The 21,337-nt window shown below is 68.3% G+C and carries 24 protein-coding genes; 13 read left to right on the top strand and 11 right to left on the bottom strand.

The window, feature by feature from the left end:
• Positions 1-9 precede the first annotated feature (9 nt).
• Positions 10-603 (top strand): hypothetical protein, encoded by a 594-nt coding sequence (locus tag AB0J95_RS17940; protein WP_364758344.1) that lies wholly within the window; start codon positions 10-12, stop codon positions 601-603.
• Here AB0J95_RS17940 and AB0J95_RS17935 read toward each other — a convergent pair.
• Complete coding sequence (locus AB0J95_RS17935) at positions 596-1,540, bottom strand: nucleoside hydrolase (protein WP_364758342.1); 945 nt, start codon at positions 1,538-1,540, stop codon at positions 596-598. The two genes, AB0J95_RS17940 and AB0J95_RS17935, sit on opposite strands and share 8 nt — an antisense overlap.
• Entirely contained in the window at positions 1,541-1,807 is a 267-nt protein-coding gene (locus AB0J95_RS17930; RefSeq protein WP_364758341.1) for a UBP-type zinc finger domain-containing protein, read from the bottom strand.
• A 76-nt stretch (positions 1,808-1,883) separates the two neighbouring features.
• Here AB0J95_RS17930 and AB0J95_RS17925 point away from each other — a divergent pair, with 76 nt between their 5' ends.
• Genes AB0J95_RS17925 through AB0J95_RS17905 form a run of 5 tightly spaced genes read left to right on the top strand, consistent with a single transcriptional unit; the run spans position 1,884 to position 6,821 of the window.
• Positions 1,884-3,572, top strand: a complete 1,689-nt coding sequence (locus AB0J95_RS17925) for an FAD-dependent oxidoreductase (RefSeq protein WP_364758339.1) — start codon at positions 1,884-1,886, stop codon at positions 3,570-3,572.
• A 1-nt stretch (position 3,573) separates the two neighbouring features.
• Positions 3,574-5,034 (top strand): ATP-binding protein, encoded by a 1,461-nt coding sequence (locus AB0J95_RS17920; RefSeq protein ID WP_364758337.1) that lies wholly within the window; start codon positions 3,574-3,576, stop codon positions 5,032-5,034.
• Positions 5,031-5,762, top strand: coding sequence for a hypothetical protein (locus tag AB0J95_RS17915; protein ID WP_364758335.1), 732 nt, complete (start codon positions 5,031-5,033; stop codon positions 5,760-5,762). The genes AB0J95_RS17920 and AB0J95_RS17915 overlap by 4 nt, the downstream gene beginning before the upstream one ends.
• 13 nt (positions 5,763-5,775) lie before the next feature.
• Positions 5,776-6,534: a PIG-L family deacetylase gene (locus AB0J95_RS17910; RefSeq protein WP_364758333.1), complete on the top strand. Its 759-nt coding sequence runs from the start codon at positions 5,776-5,778 to the stop codon at positions 6,532-6,534.
• Positions 6,531-6,821 carry a DUF6191 domain-containing protein gene (locus AB0J95_RS17905; RefSeq protein WP_364758331.1) on the top strand — a complete coding sequence of 97 codons (291 nt, stop codon included), beginning with the start codon at positions 6,531-6,533 and terminating at the stop codon, positions 6,819-6,821. The genes AB0J95_RS17910 and AB0J95_RS17905 overlap by 4 nt, the downstream gene beginning before the upstream one ends.
• Here the strand turns inward: AB0J95_RS17905 and AB0J95_RS17900 are convergent.
• Together AB0J95_RS17900 and AB0J95_RS17895 are read right to left on the bottom strand one after the other, a co-directional pair.
• A complete protein-coding gene (locus AB0J95_RS17900; RefSeq protein WP_364758329.1) occupies positions 6,797-9,118 on the bottom strand; it encodes a M14 family zinc carboxypeptidase in 2,322 nt (773 codons plus the stop codon). The two genes, AB0J95_RS17905 and AB0J95_RS17900, sit on opposite strands and share 25 nt — an antisense overlap.
• A 181-nt stretch (positions 9,119-9,299) precedes the next feature.
• Positions 9,300-10,427, bottom strand: a complete 1,128-nt coding sequence (locus AB0J95_RS17895) for a hypothetical protein (RefSeq protein WP_364758328.1) — start codon at positions 10,425-10,427, stop codon at positions 9,300-9,302.
• Between the two features lie 292 nt (positions 10,428-10,719).
• On the opposite strand from AB0J95_RS17895, the gene AB0J95_RS17890 reads away from it, so the two are divergent.
• Positions 10,720-10,962 (top strand): hypothetical protein, encoded by a 243-nt coding sequence (locus tag AB0J95_RS17890; protein ID WP_364758326.1) that lies wholly within the window; start codon positions 10,720-10,722, stop codon positions 10,960-10,962.
• Between the two features lie 10 nt (positions 10,963-10,972).
• Here AB0J95_RS17890 and AB0J95_RS17885 read toward each other — a convergent pair whose 3' ends face one another.
• Positions 10,973-11,212 (bottom strand): DUF6289 family protein, encoded by a 240-nt coding sequence (locus AB0J95_RS17885; RefSeq protein ID WP_364758324.1) that lies wholly within the window; start codon positions 11,210-11,212, stop codon positions 10,973-10,975.
• 212 nt (positions 11,213-11,424) lie between these two features.
• Between AB0J95_RS17885 and AB0J95_RS17880 the strand changes: the two genes are divergently transcribed.
• Genes AB0J95_RS17880 through AB0J95_RS17870 form a run of 3 tightly spaced genes read left to right on the top strand, consistent with a single transcriptional unit; the run spans position 11,425 to position 13,027 of the window.
• Positions 11,425-11,853, top strand: a complete 429-nt coding sequence (locus AB0J95_RS17880) for a hypothetical protein (RefSeq protein ID WP_364758322.1) — start codon at positions 11,425-11,427, stop codon at positions 11,851-11,853.
• Entirely contained in the window at positions 11,847-12,068 is a 222-nt protein-coding gene (locus tag AB0J95_RS17875; protein WP_364758320.1) for a helix-turn-helix transcriptional regulator, read from the top strand. The genes AB0J95_RS17880 and AB0J95_RS17875 overlap by 7 nt, the downstream gene beginning before the upstream one ends.
• The gene (locus AB0J95_RS17870) at positions 12,068-13,027 is read left to right on the top strand and encodes an NAD(P)-dependent alcohol dehydrogenase (RefSeq protein ID WP_364758318.1); all 960 of its coding nucleotides are present in this window, start codon (positions 12,068-12,070) and stop codon (positions 13,025-13,027) included. Before AB0J95_RS17875 ends, AB0J95_RS17870 begins: the two co-directional genes overlap by 1 nt.
• Here the strand turns inward: AB0J95_RS17870 and AB0J95_RS17865 are convergent.
• Entirely contained in the window at positions 13,017-13,340 is a 324-nt protein-coding gene (locus tag AB0J95_RS17865; RefSeq protein ID WP_364758316.1) for a hypothetical protein, read from the bottom strand. The two genes, AB0J95_RS17870 and AB0J95_RS17865, sit on opposite strands and share 11 nt — an antisense overlap.
• Before the next feature lie 56 nt (positions 13,341-13,396).
• Here AB0J95_RS17865 and AB0J95_RS17860 point away from each other — a divergent pair, with 56 nt between their 5' ends.
• Entirely contained in the window at positions 13,397-14,422 is a 1,026-nt protein-coding gene (locus AB0J95_RS17860; RefSeq protein ID WP_364758314.1) for an AI-2E family transporter, read from the top strand.
• A 57-nt stretch (positions 14,423-14,479) separates the two neighbouring features.
• Positions 14,480-15,673, top strand: coding sequence for an esterase-like activity of phytase family protein (locus tag AB0J95_RS17855; protein ID WP_364758312.1), 1,194 nt, complete (start codon positions 14,480-14,482; stop codon positions 15,671-15,673).
• Between the two features lie 60 nt (positions 15,674-15,733).
• On the opposite strand, the gene AB0J95_RS17850 is transcribed toward AB0J95_RS17855, so the two are convergent.
• The gene (locus tag AB0J95_RS17850; protein ID WP_364758310.1) at positions 15,734-16,009 is read right to left on the bottom strand and encodes a DUF2277 domain-containing protein; all 276 of its coding nucleotides are present in this window, start codon (positions 16,007-16,009) and stop codon (positions 15,734-15,736) included.
• Between the two features lie 28 nt (positions 16,010-16,037).
• Positions 16,038-16,772 carry a hypothetical protein gene (locus AB0J95_RS17845; protein ID WP_364758308.1) on the bottom strand — a complete coding sequence of 245 codons (735 nt, stop codon included), beginning with the start codon at positions 16,770-16,772 and terminating at the stop codon, positions 16,038-16,040.
• A 193-nt stretch (positions 16,773-16,965) separates the two neighbouring features.
• On the opposite strand from AB0J95_RS17845, the gene AB0J95_RS17840 reads away from it, so the two are divergent.
• Positions 16,966-17,547, top strand: a complete 582-nt coding sequence (locus AB0J95_RS17840; protein WP_364758306.1) for a hypothetical protein — start codon at positions 16,966-16,968, stop codon at positions 17,545-17,547.
• A 5-nt stretch (positions 17,548-17,552) separates the two neighbouring features.
• On the opposite strand, the gene AB0J95_RS17835 is transcribed toward AB0J95_RS17840, so the two are convergent.
• The 3 genes from AB0J95_RS17835 to AB0J95_RS17825 all read right to left on the bottom strand — a co-directional run bounded on the left by AB0J95_RS17835 (position 17,553) and on the right by AB0J95_RS17825 (position 21,022).
• Complete coding sequence (locus tag AB0J95_RS17835) at positions 17,553-19,058, bottom strand: right-handed parallel beta-helix repeat-containing protein (RefSeq protein ID WP_364758304.1); 1,506 nt, start codon at positions 19,056-19,058, stop codon at positions 17,553-17,555.
• 176 nt (positions 19,059-19,234) lie between these two features.
• Complete coding sequence (locus AB0J95_RS17830; protein WP_364758302.1) at positions 19,235-20,410, bottom strand: glycoside hydrolase family 18 protein; 1,176 nt, start codon at positions 20,408-20,410, stop codon at positions 19,235-19,237.
• A 219-nt stretch (positions 20,411-20,629) separates the two neighbouring features.
• Positions 20,630-21,022, bottom strand: a complete 393-nt coding sequence (locus tag AB0J95_RS17825; protein ID WP_364758300.1) for a hypothetical protein — start codon at positions 21,020-21,022, stop codon at positions 20,630-20,632.
• Positions 21,023-21,337: the final 315 nt, after the last annotated feature.

Genomic DNA, 21,337 nt, shown 5'->3' with positions numbered 1-21,337 from the left:
GGTGCGGGTATGAGCCAGGGGCCGGGACGCAACCGGGTGACGCCGATGGGGGACATCGTGGCGATCCCGTTGCGCGGAGCCTGGACGGGCAACCGCGGCATCCTGCACCGCGGCCGGGAGATCGTCCGGTTCCACGCGAGCGACCTGTGGATCACGTGTGCGCTGGAGTTCCGGGGGCGGCGGTCCCAGCAGTGGCGTGCGGGGCGGTTCACCTGGCTGTACTTCCACGACGAGGCGGTGTCGTTCGCGGCGGGGCATCGTCCGTGTGGGGAATGCCGGCGGGAAGCGTACTCGCTGTTCAAGGACCTGATCGGCGGCCGGACCGCGGGGGAGATCAACCGGCGGTTGCACGCCGAACGGATCGTCCGCGGAACGCACCGAAGGCGGCTGCATCCGATGCCCTGGGACGAACTGCCGGACGGAACGTTCGTGAAACTACAAGACACAACGGCGGTCGTCCGAGGGGATGAGGTCGTTGAATGGACTTTCTCCGGATATGGCACCCGGCAGCCCCGTGGACAAGGAATGGCGGCGGTGATCACGCCGCCATCCATTGTCGACGTACTGCGAAAGGGCTATCCGGTGCAGATCGGGGTCAGCTGAAGGTCTCTTTCAACTGGGACACCAGAACGCCGGGATCCGCGGTGAACGCGACGTGCGCGTTGGGTTTCCCGTTCGCGTTCGGGCGGGTGTCGATCACGGTCCGCCCCACGGTCAGCCTCCCGGTGGTCTCGACGGTGACGTGCAGCTCCCGGGTCGTGATGATGTCCGGGCGGACCAGGTAGACCGTGCACACCGCGTCGTGCACCGGTGCGGTGTCGGTGATCGCCGCACCGTGGTTCGCGGTGTAGGCGTTGATCCGGCGGCTGATCAACGCGGAGGCCGCCTCGCCGGCGGGAGTGCCCAGCGCGGCGAACGCCTCGCAGTCCGCCCGGGTCACCAAGGCCTGATGAGTGGCGTCCAGCGTCACCAGGGTCACCTTGGCGAAACCCGCCGAGAACACCATGAAGGCGGCCTCGGGATCCGTCCAGATATTGAACTCCGCCGACGGCGTCACGTTTCCGTACGAGTGCGCCCCGCCCATGATGACCAACTCGTCGACAGCGTCCACAATAGACGGATCCACGGACACGGCGGTGGCGATATTGCTCAACGGCCCCACCGCCACCAAAGTCACCGGAGCGGTGGCCGCGCGCAAAGTGGAGACGATGAACGAAACAGCGTCGGTGTCCTGAGCGGACGATCGCGGCTCCGGCAACGGCAGCGCCTGGCCGTGCATGTCGTGCTTGGTGTCCGGCCGGAAATGCAGCTGCCCGGGAAAACCGCGCCGGGCGATGGGATGGGCCAGACCCGGGTACACCGGCACCGAGGAACCGATGTGGTCCAGCACCCGCAGGGTGTTGTCGGTGGTGTTCGCCAGGGGCACGTTGCCGTTGACGGTGGTGACCCCGATCAGCTCCACCGACGGATGCAGGGCCGCGAACATGATCGCCACGGCGTCGTCGGTGCCGGTGTCCACATCGAGAATGACCTTGCGCACCTAGCCGATGACCTCGTGGACGTAGCACCAGCGCCAGGTCTCGCCGGGCTCGAACGAACGGATCACCGGGTGCCCGGACTCGGCCGCGTGCGCGGAGGCGTGCTTGGCTGGCGAGGAGTCACAGCAGCCGACGTGGCCACAGGCGAGGCACAGCCGCAGGTGGACCCAGCGACCGCCGACCTTCAAGCAGTCTTCGCAGCCTTCGGTGGTGCTGGGGGCCGGTTCCGGACCGAGTTCGGAGATGTCCGGGCAGACGGCAGAAGTCACGTGCGCTCCTGAAGTCAAGGGGGTTTCGTCAGACGCGACCGTACGCCTCCGCGCGAACAACTGCTTGACTATGCCCATGACAACATCTGCCGAAAGGGTCGCCCGGCCCTCCATCCTCACGGTGGACGACGACCCCAGCGTGTCCCGTGCCGTGGCGCGCGACCTGCGCCGGCAGTACGGCGAGAACTACCGGATCGTGCGCGCGGAGTCCGGCCCGCAGGCCCTGGAGGCGCTGCGGGAGATCAAGCTGCGCGGCGAGGAGGTCGCCGCGCTGCTGGCCGACTACCGGATGCCGCAGATGAGCGGGATCGAGTTCCTCGAGTCGGCCATGGACCTGTTCCCGCTGGCCAAGCGGGTGCTGCTGACCGCGTACGCGGACACCGACGCCGCCATCCAGGCGATCAACGTGGTCGACCTGGACCACTACCTGCTCAAGCCGTGGGACCCGCCGGAGGAGAAGTTCTACCCGGTGATCGACGAGCTGCTGCAGTCCTGGCTGGTCGCCGACCGCCAGCCGGTGCGGCAGGTGCGTGTGGTGGGCCACCGCTGGAACGCCCGCTCCTACGAGGTCCGCGACTTCCTCGCCCGCAACTCGGTGCCGTTCCGCTGGTACGAGCTGGAGGAGGGCGACTGCGAGGCCCGGCGCCTGCTCACCGCGGCCGGCCGCGACGGCGGCTGCCTGCCGGTCGTGCTCACGCCCGAGGGCGAACCGATGATCGAGCCGACCGACACCGAGCTGGCCGCGCGGGTGGGCCTGAGCACCACGCCGTCCACCGACTTCTACGACCTGATCGTGATCGGCGGTGGTCCGGCCGGGCTGGGCGCGGCGGTCTACGGCGGGTCGGAGGGCCTGCGGACCGTGCTGGTCGAGCGGCTGGCCACCGGCGGCCAGGCGGGCACGAGCAGCCGGATCGAGAACTACCTCGGCTTCCCGGACGGCGTGTCCGGCGAGCAGCTCACCGAACGGGCCCGCCGCCAGGCGCTGAAGTTCAACGTCGAGATGCTCACCACCCGCGACGTGGTGGCGCTGGAGCCGCGCGGGGCGGCCCGGGTGGTGAAGTTCGGCGACGGCACGGAACTGGCCGCGCACACCGTGATCCTCGCGACCGGGGTGTCCTACCGGACCCTGGACGCGCCCGGTCTGTCCGACTTCACCGGCCGGGGTGTGTACTACGGCGCCTCGACCACCGAGGGCCCGGCCTGCTCGGGCCAGGACGTGTACCTGATCGGCGGCGCGAACTCGGCCGGTCAGGCGGCGATGTACTTCTCCCGGCACGCCCGCAAGGTCTACGTGGTGATCCGCGGCGACTCACTCGAACGGTCGATGTCCAGCTACCTGATCGAGCAGCTGGCCGCCAACCAGGACAGGATCGAGGTGCTCACCTGCACCGAGGTGGTCGGCGGCAAGGGCGGCGAGCACCTGGAGTCGATCACACTGCGGCACAACAAGACCGGCGAGGAGACCGTGCGCGAGGCGTCCTGGCTGTTCGCGTTCATCGGCGCCGCCCCGCGCACCGACTGGCTGGACGGCACGATCACCCGGGACGAGCGCGGCTTCGTGCTGGCCGGCCCGGACCTGGTGACCGAGGGCGGGCGGCCGGCGGGCTGGCAGCTCGACCGGCCGCCGTACCACCTGGAAACAAATGTGCCCGGCGTTTTCGTTGCAGGTGATGTGCGCGCCGATTCGGTGAAGCGGGTGGCCTCCGCGGTCGGCGAGGGCGCGATGGCGGTCACGCTGGTACACCGGTACTTGGAAAGGTCCTGACGTGGAGAGACTCACGGCCGACGAGCTGCGCGGGCTGTTCCTGTTCGAGCACCTCGACGAGGACAAGCTGAACTGGCTGGCCGAGCACGGCCAGATCGAGACCCGCAAGGCCGGCACCCTGGTGCTGGCCGAGGGCGAGCCGGCGACCTGCTTCTTCGTGCTGCTGGAGGGGACCGTCGCGCTGACCCGCAACATCGGCGGCGAGCGCGTCGAGACCAACCGCACCGACTACCGCGGCTCCTACTTCGGCGCCACCCAGGTGTACCTGCAGGCGGACGTCCCGTCGAAGACGATCTACCAGATGACCGTCGAGTCGATCACCGACACGCGGATGTTCCAGCTGACCGCGCAGGACTTCGGCCCGATCGTGCGCGAGTGGTTCCCGATGGCCATGCACCTGCTCGAGGGTCTGTTCTTCGGCATGCAGAACACCCAGCGCGCGGTGAACCAGCGCGAGCGGCTGCTCGCGCTCGGCTCGCTGTCGGCCGGGCTGACCCACGAGCTGAACAACCCAGCCGCGGCGGCTGTGCGCGCGACCGCCGCGCTGCGCGAGCGGGTGGCCGGGATGCGACACAAACTGGCCATGCTGGCCAGCGGGGCGATCGACCCGAAGACGCTGACCGGGCTGGTGAAGCTGCAGGAGAACGCGGTCGAGCGGGTGGCCAAGGCGCCCAAGCTGTCGCCGATGGAGGTCAGCGACCGGGAGGACGAGGTCGGCGACTGGCTGGACGACCAGGGCGTGCGCAACGGCTGGGAGGTCGCGCCGGTGCTGGTGGCCGGTGGCCTGGACGTGGAGTGGCTCGAGGAGGCCGTCGGCCTGTGCGCGCCGGAGACCAAGGAGGCGGCCGTGCGCTGGCTGGCCTACACGGTCGAGACCGAGACGCTGATGGCCGAGATCGAGGACGCCACCACCCGGGTGTCCACCCTGGTCGGTGCCGCCAAGCAGTACTCGCAGATGGACCGGGCGCCGTTCCAGGTGATCGACGTGCACGAGCTGCTCGACTCGACGCTGATCATGCTCAACCGCAAGATCGGTGACATCGAGGTGGTCAAGGACTACGACCGCACGCTGCCGCCGATCCCCGCCTACGCCGCCGAGCTCAACCAGGTCTGGACGAACCTGATCGACAACGCCATCGGCGCCATGGGCGGCTCCGGGACCCTGACCGTGCGCACGCTGCGCGAGGGCGGCGACGCGGTGGTCGAGATCGGCGACACCGGTTCGGGCATCCCGCCGGAGATCAAGAGCCGCATCTTCGAGCCGTTCTTCACCACCAAGGCGGTCGGCGAGGGCACCGGTCTCGGCCTGGACATCAGCTGGCGGATCGTGGTCAAACGCCACCACGGCGACATCACCGTGGAGTCCGAGCCCGGCAACACCCGGTTCCGGGTGCGGCTGCCGCTGGATCCGCCGCCGGAGCATGCAACCCCGGAGGCGCCCGCGACGTTTGATGGGGCGTGAGAATTCTCTGGGGGATGGCGGCCTGCCTGCTGGTGGCGTCGTGCACAGCGAGCACTGAAGGCAACGACGAGACCGACCGGCAGGCCGCGACGCTCGCGGACGCGATCAGCTTCCCGCGGCAGAGCTCGGCCGCGGGCTTCGCGCGCGCCGCGCTGGCCGCGTGGAAGTCGGACTCCGCGCTGTCCGTGCTGGAGATGACCGAACTGGACGCGAGCAAACAGGAAGACCCGCTGGCGCACCTGGTGATCCGCATCCACCGCGACGCGGACGACGCCGGTCCTCGCCACCACGACGAGCTGAACGCCTGCTACGGCATGGACTTCAACTACTGGGGCATCATCGGCAAGCCGGATCGGACCGGCTGTCCCGAGAACGCGGTGCCCATCAACCCGCCCGGGCGGCCGGACTGGAAGCAACCGGACAGCTACGACCGGTCCCTGCGGTTCACGCTCGGCAACCTGCCTGCCGACGCCGACTTCGGCCGGGTGGTCCGGACGCTGCAGCGGATGGACCTGATGGAGACCCGCTCCGACGACCCCGAGAAGCGCACGTCGACGCCCGATCCGGCGGTCGGCATCGTCGTCGGGGAGAAGGGGGTCGGGGTCTCGTTCAAGGGCAGCGACGGACAGTGCCTGCTCGGGTCCAGGGATGGCACCGGCGTCCACCTGCAGCGGCCGGAAGCCGCGGGGAGTCCGTGCGATGGCAAGACCGCACTCACCGTGCACTGACAGAATGGGGATCATGGCTACCTTGGTGACGTTCCACGCCCACCCGGACGACGAGTGCATCACGTGCGGTGGCGTGATGCGCAAGGCTTATGAGGACGGCCATCGCGTGGTCCTGGTCGTGGCGACCAAAGGGGAGCGGGGCGAGGTCCCGGACTGGCTCACCGGCGAGGAGCTGTGGGAGCTGCGGGTGCGGGAAACCCACGCGGCGGCCAAGGTCCTGGGTGTGTCGCGAGTGGAGTTCCTGGGGTACAAGGACTCCGGGATGATGGGCTGGGACAGCAACACCGAGCCCGGCTCGTTCTGGTCGGCGGACGTCGAGGAGGCCGCCGGGAAACTCGCGGCGATCCTGCGTGAGGAGAACGCCGACGTGCTCACGATCTACGACGACAACGGCACGTACGGCCACCCCGACCACATCCAGGTGCACCGGGTCGGCAAGCGCGCGGGGGAGATCGCCGGCACACCGCGGGTGTTCCAGCAGACCGCGAACCGGACCCTGGCGCAGGCCAACCCGAACGCCCCGGACATCGTGAAGGACCCGAACTTCGGCAAACCCGACGAGCTGCTGACCGCGCGTGTGGACGTGTCGGAGTACGTGTCCTACAAGCGGGAGGCGATGCGGGCGCACGCGAGCCAGATCGCCGAGGACTCGTGGTTCCTGGCCGCGCCGGACGAGATCTTCCGGGACATCTTCGGCACCGAGTGGTTCATGCGCGCCGGCCAGGGCCCGGGCATCACCGAGACGGACATCATGGGGGGCCTGCCGACATGACGGCGTTGGCACTGATCGGCCCGGCGGCGGTGCTGCTGCTGATCGTGGTCGGCGGATACGAGCTGTGGCGCCAGAAACGCCGCAAGAAGATCGGCACGCCGCTGGCCGCGACCTACGTCAACGAGGTCACGGCGATGTTCTACGGCACCAAGCGGATGGAGCTGGACCACCGCGACTCGATGTCGATGATGCGGGACGAGGACGCCGAAGGCGCCCCGCCCCACACCGGTGTCGACCTCGAGCGCGGGACCTGGAACCCGCGTCAGTCCCGGGACGCCGACCAGTAGATCGCGTTGGCCGCCTGGGCGAACAACGCCTTGGACTGGGCGCGGAACAACGGGTTCGTCCCGAACATCACCACGCGGTTGCCGTTCCCGCTGGTCGCGGAGATGACCGACGGCTGGTTCGCGAAGTCCCCGGCCACGCCGTGGCCGTCCTTGCGAGTCGGCCAGAACCCGGCGACCAGCGGGTTGCCCGTGCCGTACCGCTGTTCCACCTGGACGTCCGGGCCCAGGCCGGTGAACCGGTAGGGCCCGGACACGAAAGTGTACTGCGGGGCCTCGCCGCCGAGCCGCGCCGGGGTGTTGGTGACGCGGATGATCCCGCTCGCGGCCGTCCGGGCGCCGTCCGAGGTGACCGGCAGCAGGCTCGCGGCCTCGTTGAACTGGGTTCCGGCGTATCCGGTGAGGATCAGGCCGCCCTTGAACGCCTTGACCTTGGCCTGGACCGGCGGGTCGAGCAGGTCGTAGCGCAGGCTGTCGCCGACCACGAAGAGGTCCACAGTGGACAGGTCGAACCCGGCCTTGAGGTCCGCCGTGGTCACCGGCCGCACGGTGAAACCCAGCTCGCGCAACAGGGAGATCTGGTCGCCGGGCAGGTCCGCGGCGATCGCCGGGCGGCTTAGCGGTTTGCTTGGGCCGTGAGCGGCGGTCAGGCGAACCGCGTACTTGGCCACGATGTCCTGCGCGGCCTGCCGCGGCACGACAATCGCGCCATCGTCCTGGCGTCGCAATGGAACACCCTTGGCCAGCAACGAGTTCACGGCCTCGATGTCGTTGCCGTCCTTGAGGGTGAGGGCGAGGTCCGTCCCGTAACCCTCGATGCCGCCGGTGGGTTTGACCGACGTGACTGGGCGCCCTGCGGGAACGGGGCCGTCCTTGAGCACGGAAACGTCGGCGCCCCACAGGTAACTCAGGCTCCACGCGGCGGTGTCGGTCAGGCCGTCGGTCCGGCCGGTGAGGTCCGCCCCGGCTTCGAGCATGGTGTTGGCCAGTCCGCGCTTGGGTTGGTGCATGTCGACCACATAGGACCCGTTGGCCCGCGTCACCCGGATGTCGTGCGCGATCAGGTGGTTGACCAGGCGTGCGGTGGCCGCGCCGGACTTCCCGGCGATCACGTACGCGCGCGGGAACACCGTGCTGGAGCGGTCTTCCGGGCCGAAGCCGGGCACGAACCCGTCCGGCACCGTCCGTTGCGGCTCACCTGCGATGCCCCGGCGGAACGTCTCGATCTGGGCGCCGATCAGGTCGGACCGGTGCGCCAGCACGTAGTCCGTTGTGGTCTGGATCGTCGTGGCGGCAACGTCCACATTGACCGCGGACCGGTGCCGGAGTTCCTCTACCGGCACGGTGTTGTAGTACTGGTCGTCGACCGGCGCGGGGAGTTCGACCGTGATCGCGGCGGCGCCGTGCAGCGGGGCGTAGGCGGTGGTGAGGTTCGGGCTCCAGTCGTCCCAGCTGTCGGGGTAGTCGCGGAACGGGATCTGGGTGTTGCGCGCCTCTGGGTGGCCCAGCGCCCTGACCGCCTTCTCGATGGCGATCGCGTTGTCGTACATCGGTTTGATGGTCAGGTCGTACTCGTAGTTCTGGCCGTGCGGGGGATTGCTGGGCTCGATCAGCGTGCCCTCGATGTAGCCGTGCAGGTCCAGCGCGTACACCGGCTGGGTGCGGATGTCCGAGTCGCGGGCGGCCCGGTTCTCCGGTTGCGAGGAGGTCAGGTAGTCGCGGTTGAGGTCGTAGCCCGCCGCGTTCTCCCGGGTGCCGGCCACCCGGCCGTCCGGGTTCGCGGTCAGGTTGAACACGATCCTGGTGCGCGCCAACAGGTCCAGCGTGTGCGGGTCGGTCGCCCCGGCCAGCCGGCGGATCGTCCGCATGGCCGCGTCCGTGCCTTCCCACTCGTCGCCGTGGATGTTGCTGTTGATCCAGATCGGGGCCTTGTACCCGGCCTGCAGGCCCTCGTCCTTGGCCGCGGCCATCGGGTTGTTCTCGATCTCGGCCCGCCAGATGTCCTGTTCGCGTTCATCGGCGGCGGTTTCCGGCGCTGTCACGGTGACCTGGTAGATGTCGCGGTGCTGCAGCGACTGGCCGATCACCTTGACCTTCACCCTGCTGTTGCGCTGCAACGTGTTCAGCTCGGGCGCGAGCGCGTGATAGGGCAGCAGGCCCAGTTTGATCGATTTGTCCGACGCGTCCGCTGGAAACACCCGCAACGGCGCCGTGGTCGGCGTACCAGCGGCCGACGTCGCGCCCGGCACGACCGCACCGAGCGCCAGGACGACGGCGATGGCCCATCCCCGGGAACGCACTGACTCCAACCCTTTCTCGCCACCCCAGGCACCTGCATGACTCCGGTGTGGGCGGGCGGGTTGAGTCACAGATCGACACATTAGTGCCGCGCTCGGCCGAGCGTGTCGATCCCATGCGGGACATGGATGAGCGGAGCCCGGCACGGCGGTCCGGGCCCCGCTCAGTGGCGGTTCACCTCACTTACGGTGCGTCAGGTGCCACCAGTTCGGGCAGCTTCTGCTCGAACATCGCCGCGAAGGTCAGCGACGGCAGGATGTGCCCCTGCTTCTGGGTGTCGGCCGCCACGGCCGAGCCCCACTCGGCGGCGTGCAGCCGCTGCAGCGGCGTGCCGTGGTGGGACGCGGCGGCGAACTGGCAGTCGCCCAGCTGGTAGAAGATCTGCAGGAACTCCTGGACGCGCTTCCACCGCAGGGTCGCGCCCCGCGCGTGGGTCAGGTAGTACGACCCGAACGCGTCCGCCATCAGCTCCAGCCGCCGGGAGGCCTCCGGCCCGGTCAGCGTGGTCTGCGTCAGTCCCTTCTGGAACTGCACCTGGTGACCGAACTCGTGCGCCAGGATCGCCTTGCCCGCGACGTCGTCCAGGCCCACCGCGGTGAACCCGGCGAGCACACCGTCGCCCATCACGATCTCCGGCGGGATGGTGCCGAACCCGGGGATGTCCAGCCCGCCCAGCGCGAACGCGTTGAACGTGAAGAACGGGTGGTTGCCGTGGTCGAACTGGTCCTGGTCCATCAGGGTGGCCACGGCGTCGGCGAGCGAGGCCGCGAACACCTGGTCGAACCCGAAGCCGACCTGGAACACGCGGGTCAGCCGCGGCCGGTCGGTCAGCACGCTGCCGTGCATGGGCGCGATCACGATCTGGCTGGACTGGATGTCCCAGAACTTCCCCAGGTCACGGAAGGTGTGCGTGATCTGGGTGGTGTACTCCCCGCGCTGGCCGAACTGCGTGCCCGCCTCCTTCGGGAACAGCACCGTGTCCAGCAGCACCGGCTGGAGGTTGTTCACCGACGTCGCGATGGCGCGGTCCAGCGGGGTCCACTTCTGCTCGGACGCGGCCAGCCAGTCGCGCACCGGCGTGGAGCTGGTGCACTGGTAGTCGGCCGGGTTGATGACATCGTCGTCCAGGCCCAGCTGGTCCTTCAGCGCCTTGGCGTGGGCGAGGCCCGCGGCCGGGATCGCCTGGAGCCTGGCCAGCAGCGCCTGGCTCTGGTCGGTGGTCAGTGACGTCTGCGCCTGGGCCGGCGCGGCTGCGACACCCCCGATGAGTGCGACGGCGAGCGCCGCTTTCGTGATGGTTTTCCAGGCCACATGGGCTCCTTGGGTCAACGGCGGAACCTGGCCAGTATCGGTCCGCTGACCAGCGGAAACGAGGTCGTAAACCGGCATGTCGGAAACCTGACAACTGCATTCGGGACTATCATCATCGTGAATCCTGATGTGACGAAACCTCAAAAACCGGCGTCGACGGGGAGGTGACCCTTGAGATTTGGAGACCTTCGCAGCGCCAACCGAGGCGCCTCGCCGCGCTGTTCGCGCAGGCCGCGTGGAGCCACGTCTACCGGCTGACCGGCAGCCTCGGGTGCGTGCTCAAGGAGAGCGGATGCGGTCCGGGCACGAGGAGGCTCCGGTCGAGTTCGACGGGAACGCCTGGGTGGCTGTGCTCACGCCGGAAGGTGTGGAGCTGGAGAACCAGTTCACCGACACGCTCCCGGGTGCGGCTCCGCTGGACCGGACGCTGAGCATGCTGAGGTCTTACTGGGATGCGCTTGGCGAGCAAGCGCTTGACGCCGGGCGGAAGTACTTCGTGCGGTGCGAAGGCCGGGATCCGGTGCTGCCGTGGTGATCGGCTGGGTTCAGTTGCAGGGGGCCTGGTTGAAGTCCAGGTAGCGGGTGCGGGTTCCGCTGCTGTCGGCGTTGCCGTTGCAGTCGACCGAGAGGTACCCGCTGAAAACGGTGTGACCGGGGTCGGCGTACCACTGGTACAGGCAGGCGTATCCGTTCCGGCAGACGGGGATTGCTTGCGCCTCAACGGCGGGCAGCACGCCCACGACGCCCAGCACGGTTGCGGCGACGACCAGCACACGACGGATCACTGCGGCGTCCTTTCCCCTCCACGAACCCCAGCGGCGGCCGATGATCGGCTCATCATCATGGTCCCATCGCCCGCGCCGTCTCAACACCACCGATCGGCCGCTCTTGGCTTGGTACAAGGGGTTCAGGCCAGCCATGTCAAAGATACTTGACATGATGTCTGATGTTCTTTACATTGACTCATGTCAAACAAACTTGACATGGAGGGTGTTGGGTGACGAGCGACGAGAAGCAGGCGTGGATCATGGTGGTGGTGTCGGTCCTGTCGTATGGGACCTACCTCGTCATCGTGCTCGGCCGGGTGGGTGACGCTGGGGTCGCTCAGGTCTCGTACCGGGCCGTGCTGGTGTGGTGCGTGGTGGTGTCCATTGTGGTCTCCATCGTGCTCAACATCGCCGCGTCCATGGCGAATCCCAAGGAGGCGGGCAAACGCGACCAGCGGGACCGGGAGATCGGCCGGTTCGGTGACTATGTGGGGCAGTCGTTCCTCGTGCTCGGCGCGGTGACCGCGCTGCTGCTCACGCTCACCGAGGCCGCGTACTTCTGGATCGCCAACGCCATCTACCTCGGCTTCACGTTGTCCGCGGTGTTCGGCTCGGTGACCAAGATCTTCGCCTACCGCAAGGGTTTCCAGGAGTGGTGAGGTCCACGAAGGTCACCAACTCGATCCGGTCGCTGCGGTTCGCGCACGGCCAGATGACCCAGGCCGAACTGGCCGACCGGATCGGCGTCACCCGGCAGACCGTCATCGCCATCGAACAGGGCCGGTACTCGCCGTCGCTCGAGATGGCCTTCCAGATCGCGAGAGTGTTCGACGTGTCACTCGAAGAAGTGTTCCAGTACCCAGGGGAGACCTGATGAAAGCGGTTTACCAGGACAGGTATGGCTTGTCGGATGTCCTGCGGTTCAAGGACGTCGACCACCCGACGGTCGGCGAGCGGGAGGTGCTGGTGCGGGTGACCGCGGCGGGCATGGATCCCGGTGTGTGGCACCTGATGACCGGCATGCCGTACGCGGTTCGCTTGATGGGCTACGGTTTCCGCGCCCCCAAGGACCGCATCCGCGGCCGCGACCTGGCCGGTGTGGTCGAGGCCGTCGGCGCGAAGGTCACGAAGTTCAAGGCGGGCGACGAGGTCTTCGGAGTCGCCGAGGGCACCTTCGCGGAGTACGTCAGCGCCAAGGAGACCGCCCTGGCGCGCAAACCGGCGAACCTGACCTTCGAACAGGCCGCCGCGCTCGCCATCTCCGCGTTCACCGCCGTGCAGGCGTTGCGCAAGGCAGGCGTCCGAAGTGGACACAAGGTCCTGGTGATCGGCGCGGCCGGTGGTGTCGGCACGTTCGCGGTCCAGCTGGCCAAACACCATGGGGCGCACGTCATCGGTGTGTGCAGTACGTCCAAAGTGGACTTCGTGCACGGTCTCGGCGCGGACGACGTGATCGACTATACCAGGGAGGACCTCACCGGCGAGCACGACATCATCCTCGACTGCGCCGGAAACCGGTCCCTGACCAAGCTTCGCCGCGTGCTCAAGCCGAACGGGACGCTCGTCCTCGTCGGCGGCGAACGCGGCGGCGGCATCCTCGGCGGAATGGACCGGGTCGTGCGAGCCTCACTGCTGTCCCTGTTCATCAGCCAGAACCTGCGCGGCATCTTCGCCGTGGAGAGCCCCGAGGATCTCGAGCTCATCCGGGACCTCGCCGAGCAGGGCGCGATCACCCCGGCCATCGACCGGACCTACCCGCTCAACGCCGTCCCCGAGGCGATCGACCACGTCCAAAAAGGACGGGTCCGGGGCAAGGTCGTCATCACCGTGTGAGCCGGGCCGCGTGGTCCCACTCCGCGCCGGAGACCTCGCCCGCCGAACTGCTCACAACCTCCCACCGCGCCCGTAGCGCCGAGTCGATCCGCTGCCGCACAACGGATTCCGACGAAGGTTCAGTGGCGAACAGGATCCGCAGCCGCACCGGACCACCGTCCCGGTGAGCCGCGGTGTGGTGCGCCGCCAGCGGACACGGCGGCGCGTGCTCCAGCTCCCCGCAGAGGGCCACCGTCACGGCCCCGCCCGGCTCGCGGATGTCCGCGTCCGGCTCCATCAGCACCACCGCGTCGTGCGCGTACGCCTGCCGCATCGTCAAAGGATAACGCGCACAGGCACATGCACCCTTTGTGCGGTACGTTCCCGGCCATGAACGAGCTGCCGCGCGGGCTGACGATCCTGCTGGGCATGGGAGCGGCCGTCCTCGCGGGGATGGGTTTGTGGTTCACCGGCTGGCTGGTCGGCCCGGTGTTCCTCGCACTGACGATCGTCATCGTGGTCAGCCCGTTGCTGGGCTGGCTGGAGCGGCACAAAGTACCGGCGTGGCTGGCGATGGTGCTGACCATCCTGGCGGTCTACGCCGTTCTGGTGGTGCTCGCGGTCGTCCTGGTCATCTCGGTGGCCCGGTTGACGTCATTGCTGCCGCAGTACGCCGATCGGGCCAGTGAGCTCGTCGACCGGGCCACCGAACTGCTCGCGCGGTTCGGTGTCGGGGCGGACCAGTTGCGGTCGGTGGCGGGCAGTTTCGACCTGGGCCGGGTGGCCGACGTGCTCGGGACCGTGCTGTCCGCGCTGGGCAGCCTCACGTCGAACCTCGTGTTCCTGTTGGTGCTGATGCTGTTCATGACGCTGGAGGCCAAGGTCGTCGACCGGCGGATGGCGCGGCTGGCCGAAGATCGGCCGGATATCGCCACCGCGCTGACCGGGTTCGCCCGCGGCACCCGCAAGTACATGGTCGTCACGACGGTGTTCGGGCTGGTCGGTGGCGCGGTCAACGGGATCTTCCTGGCGATCATCGGCATCCCGCTGCCCGCCCTGTGGGGCGTGTTGTCGTTCATCACCAACTACATCCCGAACATCGGGTTCCTGCTCGGCCTGGTCCCGCCCGCTTTACTGGCCCTGCTGCAGGGCGGCTGGCAGCTGATGGTCGTCGTGATCGTCGCCTACGTGGTGCTGAACTTCATCATCGAATCGGTGATACAGCCCCGTTTCGTGGGCGACGCGGTCGGCCTGTCGGCCACCACGACGTTCGTGGCGCTGCTGTTCTGGTCGTGGCTGATCGGCCCGCTCGGCGCGATTCTGGCGATCCCGCTCACCCTGCTGGTGAAGGCCCTGCTGATCGACACGGACCCGCGCGCCCGGTGGGTGGACGCGTTCATCAGTTCGTCCACTTGATGTTCATGTTGGCCGCTTAGCGTGCGCGCACCGAACACGCAGGGAGAACGGACAATCATGAGAAGACCACTGGTCGTCGGCCTGGCGCTCGTCGCCGTGGCTGCGGTCGCCACACCCGGCTCGGCCGCCCCGGAGGACCGCCACGGCTTCGGCCGCGCCGCGCTGACCCAGTTCGCCTCGCTGCCGGCGGAGACCTTCGTGCCCGCCAGCGAGCCGTCCGGCGCCGCGCTGGGTACCGCCCCGGTCAACGGGATCGCGCTGCCGTTCGCCGACCAGCCGGTGCAGGGCTTCAGCGGCGTCCTGCGCAACCTCGACGGCACGTTCGACGTGTTGTCGGACAACGGTTACGGCCAGAAGGCCAACAGCGCGGACTTCGCGCTGCGGATCCACAGGATCGGCCCGGACTTCGGCTCCGGCCAGGTGGACGTGCTGGGCGGGTTCAACCTGACCGACCCGGACAAGCTCGTGCCGTTCCCGCTGACCCGCCCGGACCGGGTGCTGACCGGCGCCGACTTCGACGTCGAGTCGATGGTCCGGTCGGCCGACGGAACCCTGTGGCTGGGCGACGAGTTCGGCCCGTACCTGCTGCACTTCAGCCGCGCGGGCAAGCTGCTCGCCGCGCCGGTCCCGCTGCCCGGCGTGCGCGCCCCGGAGAACCCGGAGGGCAGCCCGGACCTGCCCAGCAGCAAGGGGTTCGAGGGGATGACCCTCTCGCCGGACGGCCGTACCCTCAACGCGCTGCTGGAGGGCGTCGTCGCCGGTGACCCGGCGGGTGGCCTGCGGCTCAACGAGTTCGACGTCACCAAGGGCCAGTACACCGGCAAGCGCTGGATCTACCAGCTGGACAGCCCGGACAACGCGATCGGCGACGCGACCGTTGTGGACAGTGACCGGCTGCTGGTCATCGAGCGCGACGGCGGCCAGGGTGACACCGCCAAGACCAAGAAGGTCTACCTGGCCGACAAGCGCGACCGCGACCACGACGGCAAGCTGGACAAGACCCTCGTGGCCGACCTGCTCGACCTGGCCAACCCGCGGCACGTCGGCGGGTTCGGCGACACCTTCCGGTTCCCGTTCCAGACCATCGAGGACATCGTCATCCTGGATGACCACACGCTGGCTGTGTTGAATGACAACAACTTCCCGTTCTCGTCCGGCCGCACCCCGGGCAAGCCGGACAACAACGAGTTCATCACCGTCCGGCTCGGCAAGGACCTGCACGCCGACCCCCGCGTGCTCTTGCGCCGCTAGTCAACCGGCCCGCTCGTGAGTGGTCTCGGTCGTTCTCACGGCCGAGACCACTCACGAGGGTCATTTGGCGGCTTTGGCCTTCAGACGGGCCTGGACCTCGGGGCGGCGCAACGGCGGCACGGTGGCCGGCGGCTGCCTGCGGTCGGGGAGCGTCGCCAGGAGCTTCGTGGTGGCCGCGGTGACCTCGGCGACGGCTTCCTCGAAGGCCTCCCGGGTGGTGTCGGTGACGGTCTGGACGCCACTGACCTTGCGGACGTACTGGCGCGCGGCAGCCTCGATCTCCTCCGCCGTCGCGGCTGGTTGCAGGCCCCGCAGGACCGTGATGTTCCGGCACATGGGGCCAGCATAGTGATCAGCGCAGTGATCAGGCCGGGTAAGGCACCGACTGGAAATCCTTGTCCAGGCGCTCTGAGCTGCGCGGAAGCCAGGTCGCGGCCAGCTGGGCCATGGTGGGCCGGGGCAGGCCGGGGTTGGGTGTGTTGGTGTCCGGCAGCGCGATCGACTGGGTGGCCCAGGCGAACGCGAGCACCGGGTTGATCCTGGCCCAGCGGTCGCGGTCGATCTCGAGGAACATCATCGCCCGCAGGTAGGCGTGCCAGCCTTGGTAGTTCGTGATCGGCGCCATCGTGTGCACCTGTTGCTGCAGCTCCGCCCGGCGCGGGTCGAACAGCACGCCCTGGCCGAAGTAGCCGAACGCGTCGACGAACCCGGCGCTGCCGGGCGCGTAGAACCGGTCGAACGCCTTGAGCTGGAGGTCCGACAGGAACTGCAGCTCGTCGCGCACGGGAGCCGCCCAGGCCGTGTAGTTCGCCGGGTAGTCCGCGGCCTTGCTCAGTTCCAGCCACCTGGTCATGAAGCCTTCGACGAAGTTCGGGTTGCCGGTGTAGTCGCCCAGCGCCTGGTAGGTCTCGGCGACCCCGGGTACGGGGTCGTAGAAGGCGACCTGGTCGAAGTGGTACCACAGCTCGTTGGCTCTGCGGTCGCCCTGCATGCCCGGGACCGGCGGGAACGTGTCGTCGGCGAAGGCCACGCCCGGAGCGAGCACCAGACCGGCGCCACCGGCCAGGGAGAGTTTCAACAGGGTTCGCCGGTCCACCATGGGGATCTCCAATCGCGTGACGGGGTACGCGATCAAGCCTTCAGAGCGCATGCCCCCAGCGGCCAGGGGAGCCGGCCGGGAAGAAACCAGGAAAAACTCCCAGCTGACCAGGGAAGCTCACGGGTCTCGACAGCCGATCACCACAAGAGGGACAATCAGGTGAGGCTCTTGCCGACGACTGTGGGGGTCAGCGTTGAGTTTCTTCGGAGATCTGCCCGAACCGGTGGACGACCGCGCCGAGATCCTGCGGGCCCGCCCGCAGCGGTATCCGGGCGTGCCCACCGACTGGATCCGGGCGGTCACCCTGCCCTGGAGCCGGACACTGGGTGAGGGCGCGGAGGTCCTGGTGGCCCTGGACCGGGTGCGGTGCTGGCCGGACGGGGTCAGCCTGGACATCGACGTGTTCGCCAAGCACGCGATCGTCGACGTGCGTCGCATGGGCGGCCTGTGGGGGCATTCGCACGGCGTGCCCCGCTCACCCGGTGAGCTGCTGCTCGGGATCCGGTACGCCGACGGCCAGCGAGTGTCTACTGTGGACGAGTTGCCGCCGGGTACCGACCGGCTGAGGATGTCGGCCTATGGTGGTTCCGGCTCGCCGTTCCACTTCCGGTACGAGTTCTACATGTCGCCGTTGCCACCGGAGGGTCCGGTGTCCATTGTGGTCCGTTGGCTCGACAAGGACCTGCCCGAGACCGTGACGGACCTCGACGGCGCCGCGATCCGGGAGGCGGCCGCGAACGCCGTCGAGGTGTGGCCGGACCTGCCGCCCGCCTGATCGGGTCAGAACGTGCTGTCCACGTCCTGGTGGTAGGGCGCGGCCTGCCACTGTGCCGGAGTCAGCAGGTCAAGGCCGGTGTCACGGGCCATGAACCGCCACGAACCGGTGTAGTGGTTGTGCGTGAAGACGTTGTTCTGGTTGAACGTGATGTTCTGCTGCACGAGGTCCTGCATGTACGGCGACCAGTCCGGGTACGTGCCCCAGTTGCTCAGGATCGCGTTGTGGCCACAGTAGTCCGGGAAGCAGCCGGGCAGGATGTTCGCCGGGTCGGTGCGCAGATCGTTGTCGTGTACCCGGACGTTCTGCGTCTTCCACCGGCAGTCGTCGAGGTACGGCGCGGTGTTGATCGTGCCCGCCACACACGTCGACAGCGTCGCCTGCGGGTTGACGAGGGTGCAGTAGCCTTCGCTGCTGTTGGCCGGTGAGTTGCAGAAACGGTCCGCGTTCTCCCACAGGGCGATGCCGTTGTAGTTGTCCTGGATGAGGTTGTCGCTGATGTCCAGGACCGGCGCGCCGATCATCGTGGACGGCACGCGCGCGTCACCGCCGGACTCCGAGATGTATATCGCCGCGTCGGGGAAGTTGTCCTGCTCCTTGATCCGCTCGGCGCCGGCTTTCCGCAGGTTGCCCTTGATCACGTTGCCGCGGATGACCGCGTTGTAGCTGATCTCGTAGAAGATCGCCTGGGCGTCGTTGGCCTCGATCCAGTTGCCCTCGAACAGGAAGTCGTAGTTGTTCGTGTCCGCCCACAGCCCGACGCTCTTGTTGTCGTGCACGTAGTTGCCGGTCACCCGGACGGTGTGCGCGTCCCAGAACTTGCCGCCGCCGGTGCAGCCGCACTGGAGCTTGGTCTCCCAGTCGTCGGTGTTGTTCCCGGCGATCTCGTTGCCGTCCAACGTGATGTCGTGCAGTTCGCCCTTGGTCGCCTTGTACATGCTGAACCCGTACTGCCCGTTCTCCTTCAGGCAGTTGTTCCGCACGAGGTTGTCGCTGCCGATGAACACACCGGCGCCGCCGCTGTGCTGCACGGTGTTGTTCGTGACGGTCCAGTGACTGGCGCCGTCGTGGTTGAGGACGCCCTCGTCCCGGTTGCTCTCCGGGCCACCGAAGTCCGTGATGGTCAGGTACTTCACCGTCACGCCGGTGGCCTCGCCGACGAATGCGTACCGGTTGACGTTCTGGCCGTCGAGCACGGCACCCGGCGCGCCCACGTATGTGCTGTTGTCGCTGGGTTTGATCTGGCTGAAGACGTCCGTGCCGAGCGTGTGCCTGCCGGTCGCGAACCAGTAGGTCCTGCCGGCCTGCCGGAAGTCGAAGCCGGAGTTGTCGCCCGCGGGCACGGTGATCGCGCCCTGCGGTGCCTGTGCGGGACCGTCGAGCAGCGAAGCATTGCCGCAGACGATCGTCGGCGCGGACGGCAGCCCGGAATCCGCTGCCGCGGCCGGGACGCCGCCAAGCCCTGCTATGCCCAGTGCGGTTGCCAGCAGCGCGCTGACCTGCTTTTTCATCAACACCAACCTTCCCGCGTGCGCCTGTGACGGGAACGGTATGGGGAAACGGTTTCAGCGGGTTGTCATCGCGCTGTCACCGACCTCGGGGGCGCCCGCGAGCCGGGAGGCGGCCGCGGACGCCGCCGAGGCATGGCCGGACCTGCCGCTCCCCTGAGGCGGCAGGTCCGTTGGTACTAGCGGGAAATGGCGTGGACCATCTCCGCGTTGGCGGTGTCGCCGGACAGCTCCCACGCGAAAACCCCGCCCAAGCCCTGGGATTTCGCGTAGCCGGCCTTCGACGCGGCGGTCTCCGGGGTGTCGTAGCTCCACCACTGGGTTCCGCAGTGCGCGTACGCCGTGCCGGCGATCTTGCCGTTGGCGGGGCACTTGGTCTTCAGGACCTTGTAGTCCTCCGACCCCGGCTCATACGTGCCCGGCGCCGGGCCGGTCGCGGTGCCACCGGGCTGCTTCTGGGTCACGCCGTCCCAGCCACGGCCGTAGAAACCGAGACCCAGCAACAACTTCTGGTTCGGTACGCCGATCTGCCGGAGCTTCTGGATCGAGGCGTCGGCGTACACCTGCGCCGGAATCCCGGCGTACGACCGCAGGGGGGAGTGCGGCGCGGTCGGGCCCTGGGCGGACCAGGTACCGAAGTAGTCGTACGTCATCACGTTGTACCAGTCGACGTACCTGCTGGCTCCGGCGTAGTCGGTGGCGTCGATCCGGCCACCGGGCGTGTTGTCCGCCGTGATGGCCGCGGTCACCAGTTTGCCGGGGCCGAACTTGGCCCGCAGCGCGGACATCACGTTCGTGAACGCTTGCGGGCCACTGGTGTCACAGGCCAGCCCGCAGGCGTTCGGGTATTCCCAGTCGATGTCGATCCCGTCGAACAGACCTGTCCACCGCGGATCGAACACGAGGTTGTAGCAGGACTCGGCGAAGGCGGCGGGGTCCTTGGCCGCTTCGGTGAACGGGGGTGAGAAGGTCCAGCCGCCGAAGCTCCACAACAGCTTCAGGTTCGGGTGCAGCTTCTTCAGCTGCAGGAACTGGTTGAAGCTGCCGTGCAGGTCACCGGTGTCGGCGACACCGCTGACGCTCATGGCCGCGTCGTAGGGCTGCTGGTAGTCGGCCGGCGGGTCGCCGGCCGCGCACTTGCCGTCGACGACGTTGCCGAAGGCGTAGTTGATGTGGGTCAGCCGGGCCGCGGCCCCGGATGTCTCGATGTCCTTCACATGGTAGTTCCGGTCGTAGACACCCCAGTCGGTGAAGTACGCCATCACCTTGCGCGGGGGCGCGGCGTCCGCAATGGGCGCGAGCACCGAGAACACCAGCGCGAGGACGGCGCCGAGCACAGGAAGTCGTTTTCGCAACGGACATGTCCTTTGGTCGCAGGGACATGGTCACCCTAGAGGGTCTAGACCATTGCGCGGGATGTCCGGCAGGGCACGGGCCGGGGGCACTTCAGGGCAGTGGTCTGAACCAGCGTGTGACTGACCACTGAGGACGATCAACCAGTGGTCGAAGCCTTGCCCTGCCCGCGTGCGAAAACGGCGGCCCGCCACAGGCCGCCGTCGTTCACGTTGGGTTGCTCAGAACTGGTCGCTCTTGGTCAGCTCGTGCTCGAACGAGTCCGCGCGGGCGACGAGGACCTTCAGCGGCCGGTCGAACTCCTCCAGCACGCTCAGGTCGGCCAGCGGCACCGTGTGCTTGATCAGCGCGACGCCGTCCACCACCGCCGCGCCGCCCACCAGGCACGTCCCCGCCAGCTCCAGCAGCCGCCGCAGGTCGATCCGGTCCGCCCACCCCACCGGCGACGAGATCTCCACCCAGTCGGCGCCGTCCGTCTCCGGCACGTGGTGCACCGACACCTGCTGGGTGCGGCCGTCCTCAGCGTCCAGCCGGAACCGCAGCCACCCGTCCGTCTCCTCCAGCACCTCGTACCGCAACCGGACGTAGTTGATCACATCGGTCCAAGTCGTCACCCTGGTCGCCTCTCACGCCGCCATCGCACCCACCGCGAGCATCTCACGATCCCCCGACTCCCCGCACGCCTACCGCCCATCCCGGCCCCAGCCCACCGCCCGGAGCGGGATGGAGTCCGAGGTCAGCGGGGACAGTCGCCGAAAAGGCGCTCAATTGCGGTCGGTCAACGGCCGGGATTTTCCCAGCCATTTCCATTCGGTGGCGGTGCCGCAACCCCGCCCACCAGGACCCCGGGCCCGCCGCCCCTCGCCGACATCAGCAGGTAAGCCCAGGTCGGCCGCTACCGTGCGGGATTGGGCCGAACGGGGAACGGG

The sequence above is a fragment of the Actinocrispum sp. NPDC049592 genome, assembly GCF_040675465.1.
In the GTDB taxonomy this organism is placed as follows: domain Bacteria; phylum Actinomycetota; class Actinomycetes; order Mycobacteriales; family Pseudonocardiaceae; genus Kibdelosporangium.
This window is presented reverse-complemented; position numbering and strand designations above follow the sequence as displayed.

Bases quoted from the DNA above. Each gene is read 5' to 3' on its own strand.
- AB0J95_RS17940 (WP_364758344.1), top strand. From the start codon at position 10: ATGAGCCAGGGGCCGGGACGCAACCGGGTGACGCCGATGGGGGACATC.
- AB0J95_RS17925 (WP_364758339.1), top strand. From the start codon at position 1,884: ATGACAACATCTGCCGAAAGGGTCGCCCGGCCCTCCATCCTCACGGTG.
- AB0J95_RS17910 (WP_364758333.1), top strand. From the start codon at position 5,776: ATGGCTACCTTGGTGACGTTCCACGCCCACCCGGACGACGAGTGCATC.
- AB0J95_RS17905 (WP_364758331.1), top strand. From the start codon at position 6,531: ATGACGGCGTTGGCACTGATCGGCCCGGCGGCGGTGCTGCTGCTGATC.
- AB0J95_RS17890 (WP_364758326.1), top strand. From the start codon at position 10,720: ATGCGGTCCGGGCACGAGGAGGCTCCGGTCGAGTTCGACGGGAACGCC.
- AB0J95_RS17870 (WP_364758318.1), top strand. From the start codon at position 12,068: ATGAAAGCGGTTTACCAGGACAGGTATGGCTTGTCGGATGTCCTGCGG.
- AB0J95_RS17865 (WP_364758316.1), bottom strand. From the start codon at position 13,340: ATGCGGCAGGCGTACGCGCACGACGCGGTGGTGCTGATGGAGCCGGAC.
- AB0J95_RS17860 (WP_364758314.1), top strand. From the start codon at position 13,397: ATGAACGAGCTGCCGCGCGGGCTGACGATCCTGCTGGGCATGGGAGCG.
- AB0J95_RS17855 (WP_364758312.1), top strand. From the start codon at position 14,480: ATGAGAAGACCACTGGTCGTCGGCCTGGCGCTCGTCGCCGTGGCTGCG.
- AB0J95_RS17850 (WP_364758310.1), bottom strand. From the start codon at position 16,009: ATGTGCCGGAACATCACGGTCCTGCGGGGCCTGCAACCAGCCGCGACG.
- AB0J95_RS17845 (WP_364758308.1), bottom strand. From the start codon at position 16,772: ATGGTGGACCGGCGAACCCTGTTGAAACTCTCCCTGGCCGGTGGCGCC.
- AB0J95_RS17835 (WP_364758304.1), bottom strand. From the start codon at position 19,058: ATGAAAAAGCAGGTCAGCGCGCTGCTGGCAACCGCACTGGGCATAGCA.